The sequence below is a fragment of the Brevirhabdus pacifica genome, from assembly GCF_002797755.1.
In the GTDB taxonomy this organism is placed as follows: Bacteria; Pseudomonadota; Alphaproteobacteria; order Rhodobacterales; family Rhodobacteraceae; genus Brevirhabdus; species Brevirhabdus pacifica.
Genome location: NZ_PGFI01000011.1, coordinates 694,838 through 707,471, shown reverse-complemented (window position 1 = coordinate 707,471; position 12,634 = coordinate 694,838). Strand labels below are relative to the sequence as shown.

The 12,634-nt window shown below is 66.3% G+C and carries 14 protein-coding genes; 5 read left to right on the top strand and 9 right to left on the bottom strand.

Going from position 1 to position 12,634, the window contains the following annotated elements:
* The first annotated feature begins 100 nt into the window (after positions 1-100).
* From fliF to CLV77_RS03550, 5 genes are all read left to right on the top strand, one after another.
* Positions 101-1,861, top strand: a complete 1,761-nt coding sequence (fliF, locus tag CLV77_RS03570; RefSeq protein ID WP_244901585.1) for a flagellar basal-body MS-ring/collar protein FliF — start codon at positions 101-103, stop codon at positions 1,859-1,861.
* 4 nt (positions 1,862-1,865) lie between these two features.
* Positions 1,866-2,621 carry a FliH/SctL family protein gene (locus CLV77_RS03565; RefSeq protein ID WP_076979222.1) on the top strand — a complete coding sequence of 252 codons (756 nt, stop codon included), beginning with the start codon at positions 1,866-1,868 and terminating at the stop codon, positions 2,619-2,621.
* Positions 2,614-3,036, top strand: a complete 423-nt coding sequence (locus tag CLV77_RS03560) for a FliM/FliN family flagellar motor switch protein (protein WP_076979223.1) — start codon at positions 2,614-2,616, stop codon at positions 3,034-3,036. The genes CLV77_RS03565 and CLV77_RS03560 overlap by 8 nt, the downstream gene beginning before the upstream one ends.
* Before the next feature lie 121 nt (positions 3,037-3,157).
* The gene (locus CLV77_RS03555) at positions 3,158-4,003 is read left to right on the top strand and encodes a flagellar type III secretion system pore protein FliP (RefSeq protein ID WP_236861025.1); all 846 of its coding nucleotides are present in this window, start codon (positions 3,158-3,160) and stop codon (positions 4,001-4,003) included.
* 55 nt (positions 4,004-4,058) lie between these two features.
* Positions 4,059-5,099: a flagellar motor switch protein FliG gene (locus tag CLV77_RS03550; protein WP_076979224.1), complete on the top strand. Its 1,041-nt coding sequence runs from the start codon at positions 4,059-4,061 to the stop codon at positions 5,097-5,099.
* A gap of 49 nt (positions 5,100-5,148) precedes the next feature.
* Here the strand turns inward: CLV77_RS03550 and CLV77_RS03545 are convergent, their stop codons facing one another.
* The 9 genes from CLV77_RS03545 to flgK form a co-directional block, all read right to left on the bottom strand.
* Positions 5,149-5,976, bottom strand: coding sequence for a DUF1217 domain-containing protein (locus CLV77_RS03545; protein WP_076979225.1), 828 nt, complete (start codon positions 5,974-5,976; stop codon positions 5,149-5,151).
* Positions 5,973-6,515 carry a flagellar biosynthesis repressor FlbT gene (locus tag CLV77_RS03540; protein WP_076979226.1) on the bottom strand — a complete coding sequence of 181 codons (543 nt, stop codon included), beginning with the start codon at positions 6,513-6,515 and terminating at the stop codon, positions 5,973-5,975. Before CLV77_RS03540 ends, CLV77_RS03545 begins: the two co-directional genes overlap by 4 nt.
* Positions 6,515-6,967 carry a flagellar biosynthesis regulator FlaF gene (locus CLV77_RS03535; protein ID WP_076979227.1) on the bottom strand — a complete coding sequence of 151 codons (453 nt, stop codon included), beginning with the start codon at positions 6,965-6,967 and terminating at the stop codon, positions 6,515-6,517. Before CLV77_RS03535 ends, CLV77_RS03540 begins: the two co-directional genes overlap by 1 nt.
* A 147-nt stretch (positions 6,968-7,114) precedes the next feature.
* Positions 7,115-7,951 (bottom strand): flagellin N-terminal helical domain-containing protein, encoded by an 837-nt coding sequence (locus tag CLV77_RS03530; RefSeq protein WP_076979228.1) that lies wholly within the window; start codon positions 7,949-7,951, stop codon positions 7,115-7,117.
* Between the two features lie 109 nt (positions 7,952-8,060).
* A complete protein-coding gene (locus tag CLV77_RS03525; RefSeq protein WP_076979229.1) occupies positions 8,061-8,483 on the bottom strand; it encodes a hypothetical protein in 423 nt (140 codons plus the stop codon).
* Entirely contained in the window at positions 8,480-8,854 is a 375-nt protein-coding gene (locus CLV77_RS03520) for a rod-binding protein (RefSeq protein WP_076979230.1), read from the bottom strand. The genes CLV77_RS03525 and CLV77_RS03520 overlap by 4 nt, the downstream gene beginning before the upstream one ends.
* A 10-nt stretch (positions 8,855-8,864) precedes the next feature.
* On the bottom strand, positions 8,865-9,968 hold the full coding sequence (locus tag CLV77_RS03515) for a flagellar basal body P-ring protein FlgI (RefSeq protein WP_076979231.1): 1,104 nt from the start codon (positions 9,966-9,968) through the stop codon (positions 8,865-8,867).
* A gap of 116 nt (positions 9,969-10,084) precedes the next feature.
* A complete protein-coding gene (locus tag CLV77_RS03510) occupies positions 10,085-11,164 on the bottom strand; it encodes a flagellin (protein WP_076979232.1) in 1,080 nt (359 codons plus the stop codon).
* An 11-nt stretch (positions 11,165-11,175) separates the two neighbouring features.
* Positions 11,176-12,588, bottom strand: coding sequence for a flagellar hook-associated protein FlgK (gene flgK, locus CLV77_RS03505; protein WP_076979233.1), 1,413 nt, complete (start codon positions 12,586-12,588; stop codon positions 11,176-11,178).
* Positions 12,589-12,634: the final 46 nt, after the last annotated feature.

Below are 12,634 nucleotides of genomic sequence, written 5' to 3'. Positions count from 1 at the left end.
ACTTCTACCATGACTTGCCGGGGGTCAGGCAAGTATAAATTTGAATGCAATACTTGCTTTGCATGGATAGATATGGATATTTAATGGGTGTAATCCCAGATTGAGCAAGGCTTCGCCCGTGCAATCCATCATCGACAACCTCAGGTCCCTCGGACGCAACCGGCTCATGGCCCTGGCCGGAACCGGCATCGCGCTTGTCGCGGCGCTGTTTCTGGGCATGAACCTCGCGCTCAAACCCACCTATGTGCCGCTCTACTCCGAGCTTTCGCCAACGGCGGCCGCGGACGTGGTAGCAACGCTGGAATCGGCGGGCTTCGCGGTCGAGCTGAACCCCGGCGGCACCGCCGTCTCGGTTGCCGAGGGCGATCTTGCCCGGGCCCGCATGGCGCTGGCCGAAAAGGGCCTGCCGGGCGAGGGGGTGATCGGCTGGGAAATCTTCGACCAGGCCTCGGGGCTGGGAATGAACAGCTACATGCAGCGGGTGAACCGCCTGCGCGCGTTGGAGGGGGAGCTGACCCGCTCCATCCAGACGATCGAGGGCGTCGAGGCCGTCCGCCTGCATCTGGTGATGCCCGAGCGCGAGGCCTTCTCGCGCAGCCGCCCCGAACCCAGCGCCTCGGTCATCGTGCGCGGCCGTGGCGCCGACGGCATCAACCGGCGCAATGCGCTGGCCATCCGCACCCTGGTCGCCAGCGCGGTGCCGGACCTGGATCCCGGCCGGGTGACCGTTATGTCGGCCCGGGGCCAGACGATCCTGGGCGACGAAAGCGCCGGCGGCGGCGAAGGCGCCTTCGAAAGCGCGCGCGTCGCGGCCGAGGAGCGGCTGTCGCGGGCGATCTCGGACATCCTGACGGCCCGGGTCGGCGCCGGCAACGCGCGGGTCGAGGTCAACGTCGATCTCAGCACCGAGCGTCAGATCATCCGCACCCAAAGCTTCGACCCCTCCCAGCGGGTCGTCCGCTCGACCGAGACCCGGGAAGAGAATGTCGAGGGCACCGATTCCCGCCAGGGCGAGGTCAGCGTCGCGGGCAACATTCCCAATGCCTTGGGCGGCCAGGAAGACGGCACCAAGTCCACCAACCGGCGCAACAAGGTCGACGAGATCGTCAACTACGAGATCGGCAGCACCAACACCGAGACCATCCGCGAGGCCGGCGAGATCGAGCGCGTGACCGTCGCCGTGCTGGTCAACGGCATCTACAACGTCGCCGACAACGGCGATGTCGCCTATGAGGAGCGCAGCCCCGAGGAACTGGGCCGCCTGACCCAGCTGGTGCAGGCCGCGATTGGTTTTGATGGGGCGCGCGGCGACACGGTCTCGGTCGATAGCCTGAGATTCATGGACTACTCGATGGACCTCGACGCGCCGGTGGCGCGCGGCTTCTCGCAGATCCTGGCCGACAACATGATGACCATCCTGCGCGGCCTTCTGGGCCTGGCGGTGGTGGCGCTGGCGCTGATCTTCGGCGTGCGCCCCATCCTGGCGCGGATTTCCGACGATCCCATGGCCGGCATGGCGCTGGCGGGCGGCCCCTCGGGTGGCGCGGGCGGCTTTATCGGCGATGACGGCGCCCAGCGGCGGGAGGCGTTGCCGGCCGTCGGTGGCGGCCAGGCCGGACAGGGTGCCCAGGGCGGCCAGGGGGGCGAAGTTGCTCTTCGCGGCGGCAGCGGCGGCGGCGGCCTGCGTGGCACGGTTGTCGACGACGGGGACGGCGAGTTCGGCGACGAGATGATCAATTTCAATAGCTCGCGCCGCGAGGGCACCCCGCTGGATCGGCTGGCCTCCGTCGGCGATCTCATCGAATCGAACCCGGTCGAGGCGCTGAAGGTCCTCCAGGCCTGGCTGGCCGAGGATGAGTGACGCCATGACCCTTTTCGCCCGCAATTTCGATCACGAGCGCGAGGCCGAGGAGGCCGAGGCGCGGCGCCTGGAACGCGCCCGCCACACCGAAGAGGAATTGCAGGCCGCCGTCGCCCTCGCCCGCGCGGAGGGGCGCGAGGAAGGGCGCATGCAAGGCATGGCCGAGGGCCAGGCCGCCGCGTTGCAAAGCCTCGCGGCCCGGCAGACCGAGGCACTCGAGGCGCTTGGCCCCGCGATCTCGGACCTGCTTTCGCAAGCGGGCGCCCATCGCCAGGCCCTTGAGGCGCAAAGCCTCGATTTCGCCCTGTCGCTCTGCGAGCGGTTGATCCCCGAATTGCTGCGCGGCCATTCGCGCGACCGCACCGCCGAACGGGTGCGCCGGTCCCTGCGCCTGGCGCTGGGGTCCAGCGCGCTGCGCATCCACCTTGCGCCCACGACGCTGGAGGCCTTGGGCCCCGGCATTCAGGCGGCCGCCGCGGCGCGACCCGATGCCCCTGCCCTGCACCTGCTGGCCGACCCCGAACTGGACGATGGCGACATGCGCGCGGCCTGGGACAACGGGCAGATGGAATACAGCTACGAGCGGACCTGCGGCCAGATTCTGGACGTGTTGCGGCGCAGCCGGCTGGTCGCCATCGAAGAGGCGCCGCAGACGGCCCCCCTCACTCCGCCCGCCACGAAAAGCGCCGAGACGAAGCGCGCCACGGGCGTCCCCCCTTCCGACCAATCCCCCCCCGAGGAGATCCAGCGACATGGCTGACGAACGCGACGAGACAGGCAAGACGGCCGCCCCCGCCGGGGCCGCCAGCGACGCAACTATGGCATCGGGTGCCGCCTCCGGCATGGAAGAGGGCCTTGGCCTGAAGCCTGCCCCCGAGGATCCCCCCTCGGTGATCCAGACCATGGCCGGCGAGGTGCAGGGCCGCAACATCGACGCCATGCTGAATGTGGGCCTCGACGTGCAGATCATCCTGGGCCGCAGCCGCATGCCCATCTCGAAGCTGCTCAAGCTGTCGCGCGGCTCTGTGATCGAACTGGACAAGAAGATCGGCGAGCCGGTCGAGGTTGTCATCAACGACCGCCTCGTGGCCCGCGGCGACCTGGTGAAGCTGGCCGGCGACCGCATCGGCGTCACCCTGACGGCCATCGCCAAGGACTATGTCGGCGAAGTCTGATCATATGACGGGGCCCTGCCCCGGCCCGCGCGTCCGGCAGGCAGCCGGCGCGCGTGGATCCGCGTCCGTGAACGGGCGCGGGACGCGCCGCGCGTGGTGGCTTGGGCTGCCCGCCCTTCTGCTGACGAGCCTTGTCATCGCGGCCAGCGCCGGCACCGCCTGGGCACAGGACGGCGGCGGGCTGCTGGGCGCGCTGTCCGAGGCGATCGGCGATTCGGCCCCCGGCACCGACGCGGGCGCCACTCTTTCGGGCCGCATCCTGCAGCTTATCGCCCTGATGACCGTGCTCAGCATCGCGCCGGGTCTGCTGGTGGTGATGACCAGTTTCACCCGTTTCGTCATCGTCTTCTCGATGCTGCGCTCGGCGCTGGGGCTGAACCAGACGCCGCCCAACATGGTCCTCTCCTCGATGGCGCTGTTCATGACCTTCTTCGTCATGCAGCCCGTGTTCGAGGACGCTTGGGAAACCGGGCTGCAGCCCCTTCTCAACAACGCCATCACCGAGGAACAGGCGCTGACCCGGATCGGCGCCCCCTTCAAGACATTCATGTTCGCCAACACCCGGCCCAAGGATCTGCTGCTGTTCCGTGACATCGCCGCCCGCAGTGCCGACGAGGCCCGGCGCGCCGGGGACGGGCCGAACGACGTGGCCGACCTGGGCCAGGAACAGGCCGCCGGCCCCGCCCCCCGCACCGCCGAGGAAGCAAGCTGGCGTGCGCTGGTGCCGGCCTTCATGATCTCGGAGCTGCGCCGCGCCTTCTCGATCGGCTTCCTGATCTACCTGCCCTTCGTGGCCATCGACCTGATCGTCGCCTCCGTGCTGATGAGCGCGGGTATGATGATGCTGCCGCCGGTGCTGATCTCGTTGCCGTTCAAGGTGATCTTCTTCGCCCTGATCGACGGCTGGTACATGCTGTCGGGCAGCCTGATGGAAAGTTACATACCGCTGGCGGTCGGCGGCGGATGAGCAGATTGCCCCGCCCCGCGCCGCCCCTCCCCCATTCAGCCGCGAAAGTCTGACCATGGCCCGCCAAGCAAAGACCCTTCCGCCCCGGCGCACCGACGCCAAGAAGCTCTCGGGCTCGGAGAAGGCCGCGATCCTGTTCCTTTGCCTCGGAGAGGAGCGCGGCTCGGAGCTGATGAAGCAGCTTTCGGTCCGCGAGATCGAGAAGATCACCCGCGCCATGTCGGTGCTGGGCCTGATTTCGGCCAAGGTGGCGCAGGACGTGGTGGCGCAGTTCGTCCATGACCTGGCCAGCGGCGGCGGGCTGGTGGGGTCGGTCAGCGTGGCCGAGAAGATGCTTCACAGCTTCCTGCCGGCCAACGAGGTCGCGGCGATCATGAACAAGACACGCGTGCCGATCGAGGCGCGGCTGGTCTGGGACCGTTTCAGCGCCATGAACGAGAACCTGATTGCCAACTACCTGAAAAGCGAGCACGCCCAGACCGCCGCCGCCATCCTGTCGAAGGTACCGCCCGAGATCTGCGCTAAGGTGCTGCCCCTGCTGGGCGAGGAGCGCATGCAGGAGGTGATCGAGCGGATGATCAGCCTGGAAGCCGTGCCCTTCCACATGATGCGTCAGATCGAGGAGACGCTGCAGAACGAGATCGTCACCGCCGGCTCCCAGCCATCGGCGCCGGACGTGCAGCAGCGGATGGCCGACCTGTTCAACCGGCTGGACCGGGACCTTTTCTCGCGGCTGTCGGAAAAGCTGGAAGAGACGGTCCCCGAGACCCTGGCCAAGATCAAGCAGAAGATGTTCACCTTCGACGACCTGATGAAGCTGGACCAGCAGAGCCTGGCGCAGGTGATCCGCGCCGTCGGCGGCAACACCCTGCCCATGGCCCTGCGCGGCAGCACCAAGGAAATGCGCGAGCATTTCCTGTCGGTGCTGCCCAGCCGATCGCGGGACATGCTGGTCGAGGAAATGGCCTCGATGGGGCCGGTCCGCGGCTCGGAGGTGCGCACCGCCCAGACACTGATGGTCGAGACGGCCAAGGAATTGGCCGAGAACGAAGTCATCATGCTGCCGATCAGCGACGACGACCAGCTGATCGAATGACGGCCAGCGGCCCGCCCAAGCGGGCGCCTTGCGCCTTCAGGGCCGGGATTTAGCGGTAGGGGCTGCGCGGCAGGCTGGAGATTGCTTCCAGATCAAGGGTGATCGGCACGAACTGACCGCCGCCGCTGGCGTTCAGGATGCCGGTCAGCATCTGGATCGCGCCGTTCTGTTGCAGGCGCGACGTGTCCAGCGCGTCGGAGATGGCGGCGAACTTGCGCTCCAGCTTCCGAAGCTCGGCCGGGTCCTGCAATTTCTTGATGTCGTATTTCGCCTCGAAAAGCTTGGCCTGGCGGTCGATGTCCAGGCGCACGGCCTCGTCGGGGATGCCAAGAGCGCGGCGCATGAAACGGCCAAGCGCGGGCTTTTTGAGCACGTCGAACCAGGTCTTGACGCCGCCCACCCTCTCGCGGAATTCCAGGATGTCGCCGACGCTTTCGTTCTGGTCGGCGGCCCCGTTGATGAAAGCCCGCTCGACAAAGCGATCAACGGTCAGGTCCTGCCAGTATTTCTGCTTGGTGCGGGTGGTGAAGGTGCCGTTGGCGACGAAGGCCAGTTCCTTGTGCAGCTCGCGAAAGCGCGGGTCGGTCAGGCGGTTCACCAGCGATTTGGGATCGCTCAGGTCGCTTTGCAGGACCTTCTTCATCAGCCCCTTGCCGAAGATCTGGTCCTCAAGGTCGAAGGCGCGCATGACGAACGCATAGAGATCCTGATCGGCCATCAGGTCGTCGACGGTCTGGACCGAGCCGATCCTATCGCGGAAACCCTGGATCGCGCGGGCATTCTGGGCCGTCTTGGCGATCAGCGTCAGCTGTTTCTCGCGGGTCGCGTCGATCAGGTTCAGACCGACCTGGGTGCCCATGCCGGAAATCGGAATCATGCGTTGCCTCCCTCTCCCCTGCCCCCGGTGTTATCATTGCCAGCCCAGTCGCCCGCATCCGCGCCCACGGGCTCAGGGGCCCCATCGGGCCCGCCGGCCCCTGCGGGGGCCATCGGCGCACCCGGCGCCGTGTCGCCCCCAGCCTGTGCCGCGGCAAAGGCCAACAGCTCAGCCTCGCGTTTCAGCACCGGGCGCAGGGCGCGCAGCGCCTTGTAGAAATCGCCGATCGAGACGTAGTTGGCGGCCTCGAAGACATGGGCGCGCGTGGCGTTGCCCATCACCGTCACCAGCGTCGCCAGATCCCCCTGGACGACGGGCACGATCTTCTCGCGCGTTTCGGGACGTGTCAGGGCGGTCTGGATCAGGAAATAGGCGCGGCCCACGGGCGTGGACATCGCGCTTTCATCCAGCAGGTCGAAGCCCCGGACCACGTCAGCTTGGCTTTCGATCGTCAGCACGTGCCGGCGGTTGGAATTGCGGATCACGCAGCCGTTGACGACGATGCGCTCGTTGGCTTTCAGGGTAAGTTTCAGGGGCATCAGATCGACGCCGTGCTGTCGGTACCCTGTCCTGCCACCGCCCCCGGGGCGGTCGCGCCCGGGCCGGATGGCGCCTGGCCCGACAGGCCGGCGATGATGTTGCGGTTGACCTGGACCAGGTCCTGGATGCCGACCCCGCCGCCGATCACGACGTTTGTCTGGCGTTCGACCCACAGCGACAACGAGATCAGCATGGCGCGCAGGTCGGCCGGCAGGGCATTGCCCGGGTTTGCCAGGTCGCTTTTCAGGGCCTGCCAGATGGCGACGTTGTCGGAAAGGGCCTCGCGCAGGGCAGAGGTCAGAAGGGTGACGCGGGCGAAGCCGGCCTCGGCGCTGTCATACTCGCGCGCGCTGGCATCCAGCGTGGCGGTGACGCGAACCAGCAGGCGGCGTTCGATTTGTCTGGGGGATTCGCTTTCGCGGATGGTGGTCTTGTAGGCTGCGATGCTCATGCGTTCTGCTCTCATCTGCTTTCATCATTCTGAACGAAAGTCTTCTTGCGGGTTTTGTGCCGGTGTTTCGGATCAAGTGACGCGCAAGGGCCGGTGACAGGACCCGGGTCGCCCCGGGTCCGTGCCGTGTCATCTGTTCAAAGCGTCTTAACGGAAGAGGCTCAGAAGGTTCTGCGGTCCCTGGTTCGCGATAGAGAGGGACTGTGTCGCAAGCTGCTGCTGGACCTGGAGGGACTGAAGCCGTGCGGCCTCGACTTCCATGTCCGCATCGACCATCGAGCCGACGCCGCTGTCGAGCCGGTTGGTCAGCTCGGTCAGGAAGTCCTTCTGGGTCTCGATCGACCGCTCGGCGATGCCCAGCGAAGTCGCGGCCGAGATGGCCTCGGTCAGCTGGGTCTCGGCGGTCTTCAGGTCGGCTTCCTGCAGGGCAGCGGTCGAGCTGGTGGTCAGGTTGATCGCACCCAGGGCGCTTTGGATCACGCCCAGGTCCTGCTCGTTGAAGGAAATGGTCGTGGTTGCGACCGAACCCGCGGACGAGCGCGAGATGCCGGTAACCACGGTCACTGCCGCGCCGCTGTCGACCAGGCTTTCGCCGTTGAAGGTCGACTGGCTGATGGTGGTGCCGATACGGGCAGCCAGCTCATCAAGTTCGTTCTGCACGCTGGCACGCACTTCGGCGGTGCCGCCTTGGGCGAAGGCCACACGCTCAACGAACTGCTTGGCCAGGTCGGCCACGGTTTCGGCACCCAGACGGGCGGTCGAGACCGAGTTCTTGGTGAGCGTCAGGCTTTCGTCGATGGCTTTGTACATGCCGCTGTCACCGCTCATCGTTTCCGAAATAGCGAAGTATGCAGCGTTGTCCTTGCCGGACTGGATCTTGAGACCCGAGCTGATTCGACCCTGGTTTTCACCCAGACGGTTGTTCACCGACCGAAGGGTCGAAAGGGCGTTCATTGCAGAGTTGTTCGTAAGAATGGAGGACATTTAGACCTGCTCCGTTTTTTCTTCTGTGTACTTCGTCTTTCTGACGAAAAAGCGGGGTACTAAGCCGCTGTACTGGCACTGAAACTGACAATTAAGGCAATAGCAAGGATCAGATCGATTTATCCATGCGAGATGATCCAGGTTGATTCGTTTCTGTCACAGGTTGCCCCGAACCGCCGTAGATACCCTTGAGGCTGTGGCGGTCCCGGATGCGCTGAAGTTCGGCCAGAACCTCACCGGCGGCCTCGGCTAGGTAACGGAGCTGACGTTCGCTTTCCGCAGTCAACTTTTGCAGCCTGTGAATGTCCTGGCGCAGGGCGATGGCGCTATCGCCATCGGCAGCCAGCCCGGCCTCGATGGCGTCGCGGGCATCGTCCAGCCGCTCCAGCATCTGCTCCTTCTCGGGGCGCAGCGCCTCGATCGTGTCCATGTCACCACGACCAATTGCGGCGATTTCGCGCTCGAAGAGTTTCAGGGCCGCGGCAATGGCACCGGTGGCATTGGCCGGGTTTGATTCGACGGGGTCGGTCATTTGTCACCCTCCGCCGCCGCGGCGCGCCCATAGGCGGCAATCGTGCTTTCGACGCTGCGGGCGATCCCCGTGCCGGCACCCGCCTGGCCCGCGATCTCGTCGGCGATGGCCCGCGACAGGAAGCTGCGCCAGGTCTCCTCGGCGCTGCCGGCGGCAAAGCTGCCCAGGTCGACGGTCTTCATCATCTCGTCGACCGCCTGGGTCAGGAACAGCGCCTCGAACTCGCGCGCGGTTTTGGCGGCGGGGTCGGCGGGATCCGCCCCGCCCTGCCCGCCGGCGCGGTTCGCGGCGGCCTGGCCCGCGGCCTGGCTTGCGGATTGGCCTGCGGTCTGAAGGGCGGTCAGGCCCGTGGGAAGACCGGGAATTTGCATGGATGCGTCCTCAGATGATTTCCAGATAGGCGTGCAGCGCGCCGGCGGCCTTGATCGCCTGCAGGATCGAAATGGTCTCGGTCGCGCCGACACCGATGGCATTCAGCCCGTCCACCAGCCGCTGAAGGCTGACATCCCCTTCCAGCACTGTGAACTTGGCTTCCTTCTCGCGCACCTCGACCGTTGTCTTGGGCACGACGACCGTATTGCCGATGGAGATCGGTTTGGGCTGGCTGACGGATATGTCCTCGCGCACGATCACCGTCAGCCCGCCCTGGCTGACCGCGACCTGGGCGATGCGGACATCGGCCCCGATCACGATGGTTCCCGAGCGGGCGTCGATCACCACCTTGGCGACGCTGTCGGGGCGCACTTCCAGCACCTCGATCGCGGCCATCAGGTCCGGCAGGTCGGCCTTCTCGGCGAATTCCACCTCAATGGTGGTGGGGTCCAGCGCCCGAGCCCAACGTCCGCCCAGCGCCTGGTTGATCGCGTCCTCGACCCGGGTGGCGGTGGTAAAGTCGGGCACCCGCAGCGCCAGGCGCACGGATTTCAGGCTGGCCAGTTCGAAGTCGATCTCGTTCTCGACCGTAGCGCCATTCTCGATCCGGGCGACGGTGGGCACGCCCTCGGTCACGCTGGCGTTGAGGCCTTGGGCCGCGAAACCGGCCACCGCTATCGGCCCCTGGGCCACGGCGTAGATCTCGCCATCGGCGCCCGACAGCGGGGTAACGATCAGCGTTCCGCCCCGCAAGCTGCCGGCATCGCCCAGCGACGAGACCACCACATCGATGGTCGATCCCCGCCGCGCGAAGGGCGGCAGCATGGCCGTCACCATCACCGCCGCCGTGTTCTCGGTCTTCATCTGATCATCGCTGAGGTTGCCGACGCCCAGCCGCTCCAGCATCCCTTCGATGGATTTTTCTGTGAAGGGGCTGTTGCGCAGCCGGTCGCCCGTGCCGTTGAGGCCGACCACCAGGCCATAACCCACAAGCTGGTTTTCCCGGACGCCCTCAAAACTGGCGATGTCCTTGATGCGCACATCGGCCGAGGCTGCCCCGGCGAAAAGGGCGCCGGCCAGGATCACGAGCGGGAGAAACAGCTTCATGGTCATTCAACCCCAAGGACTAAGCGTTCGAGACGGACTCGGCGGAACAAGTCCCTTATACGACAGTCCAAGTATAATTTCCAGATCTACAAGAATTAAGCCGCATCTATTCTTGCGTCAGATCAAAGGTAGTTGAGGAAGCTGAGCCGCGTGATCCGGGCGCTGATCGTATAGGTCGCCTCAAGCTGGGTCTGAAGCGCGGTCACCCGGCTTGCGGCCTCGTAGGGATCGGCCCCTTCCAGGGCTACGATCTGGGTGTTGTAGAGCAACCGGCGGCTTTCCTGCACCTGCTGGGTGTTCTCAAGCTGCACCTGCTGACCGCCCAGACGGGATTCAGTCTCGATCATGCCGGCGATCCCCTGCGAGATCAGGTCCACCGCGGCGCTGACCCAGGTCTCGTACCCGCCCGGATCGGCAATCTGGCTGACATCGGTCGCGGCGATCATCGCCATGCCCTGCATCACCTGAACATATGGCCGGTCATTGGCCTGTACCCCGTAGGGCAGGACCAGCTCCGACTCGATCCGTGCCTCCAGGCGCGCCTCGGGCACGCCGGCGGGGGTCTGCTGGGGCGTGCCGTTGTAGAACGTCGCCTCGTAATTCGTGGTCGGATCGACCGCCGCCCCCTGATAGACCGCGTTCATCTGGGCCACCTTGGCCGCCGCGTCGGCGGCATTGCCGATGCCGCCTCCGACGATCGCCTGCACCACGTCGCGGGGCGACTTGCCCGTGGCGGGATTGACCTCGCTCCACTTCTGCATCGGCGCCACGTCCGAGGTCGTCCCCGAATAGAGGAAGGCCCCCTGGTAGGAGACGTTGAGCCGCGCGATCATCTGCTCCAGCGCCGCGCCGGCCTCAAGGCTGAGGGGGTCGACGGTGCCACTGGGCGCGCTGCGGTTCGGTACGGCGAGGTTCAGGAAGTCCTGGGCCGTGTCACGCACGTCCGACAGGGTCAGCGCGGTGAAGTCCAGCCGCGCGGCCAACAGCTTGTTCGAGTTAGACAGGCCCTCGTTGCGGTCCATCCGCGTGCGCAGCGCCAGCGCCTCGTAGGAGCGTCCGCCCAGCGCGTCGAAGGCATCGGCCTTGAGGCCGGTCGAAAGCTCCTTCTCGGCGATGCTGAGGTCGCGGTTGACCTGCGCGACCCTTCGCCGGCTGTCGAGCCCCGCGTTGAAGGTCGAGATCGTGTTGACTGTGCTTGACATCGAGTGCCTCCTCAGACCGCGCGCAGGAGCGTGTCCATCATCTCGTTGAGTGTTTTCATCATGGTGGCGTTGGCCGCGTAGGCCTGCTCGATCAGCATGAGCTGCTGCAACTCGTCATCGATGTTGACGCCCTGCCCGTCCAGACGGGACGCGCCGATCGCCTGTGCCGACAGGCTGGAGGCGAGCGCCCGCTCGTCGGCGACAGAGCGGCGGACCTGCTGGTCCGAGATGATGCCGGCGGTGAAATCGGTCATGTCGGTGCGGTCGCCCTGCCCGACCAGCGGGTCGAAGTCCCGCGGCGTCTCCATCACCGAGATGAAGGCGTTGATCTGGGCGGTCTCGCCCTGGCGGCCCTGGGTGGTGGCGCCCATCCCGTCGCGCATCCGCCACAGGTAGCCGCCCTTCTCCGGGTAGACCGCGTCGTTGATCGAAAGCCGCGATGCCAGGCCGTCCCGCTTGGTCGGATCATAGGCGTTGCCCCCGTCGGTGAATAGGCCGGGCACGCCGGCAGCCAGCGAGGCATCGGCATCGGTGAAGCCGACGATCATGGCGCGGGCCAGTTCGTCGATCTGACGGTTCATCGCCGGCAGGTATCGGTTGAGCAGCGTGAAGGCCCCTGCCAGCCGCCCCTCGTCCGAGCCACGAAGACCGGGGTCGCCGGGGGTGATGTCGGTGTTGCCTGCGTAAAGCCGACCCGCCACCGTGTCATAGCGCAGCGGGATGCGCGTGGCCCCGTCGACAAGCTGGGCGCCGCCGGTCGCATAGACGCTGACCGTGCCGTTGCCCTCGAAGCGAATCTGCACTTCCATCAGCTCGGACACCTCGTCGAGACGGCGGCCGATCTCGTCCTGAAGGCCCGTACTTTCGGCGGTATTGGCAGGGGTGATCAGGATCTCCTGGTTCAGCTGGGAGATCCGGCGCAGGGCGTCGTCCATGGTGCGCACGTCCTCGAGCACCCGGCGCGCGGTGTCACCGCGGGCCTGCTCAAGGCTGTCGGCGGCCAGGTTGATGCCCCGGACGAAGCTTTCCGATTCCTCCAGCACCGAGCGCTGGAGCGCCGAGTCCGACGGGTTGTTGGCCAGAAGGTCGAAACTGTTTTGAAGGCTGGACAGGCGGGACGACAGGTTCGACGGATCCGAGGGCTGGCCCAAGTGCGTTGCATGGGCCCGCAGCCCGTCCGAGATCGCCTGCTGCGTCGCCTGGCGCGACAGTTCGCGCCGGTACATCCGGTCCAGCGCCATATTGACCTCGCGCCGGACGCCGACCACCTCGACCCGGCCGCTGGCGCTGGTGCTCAGCATCACCTCCTTGCGGGTGTAGCCGTCGATGTTGGCGTTGGCGATGTTGTCCGAGGTCAGGTCCGACCAGCTGGAGGTGGCGCGCAGGCCGCTCTGGCTGACCGTGTAGGAGGCGGTGATGCCCATGGCGATGCTCCGGTCCCTTCAGGGCGCGACCCGCCCCGAAGGGCGG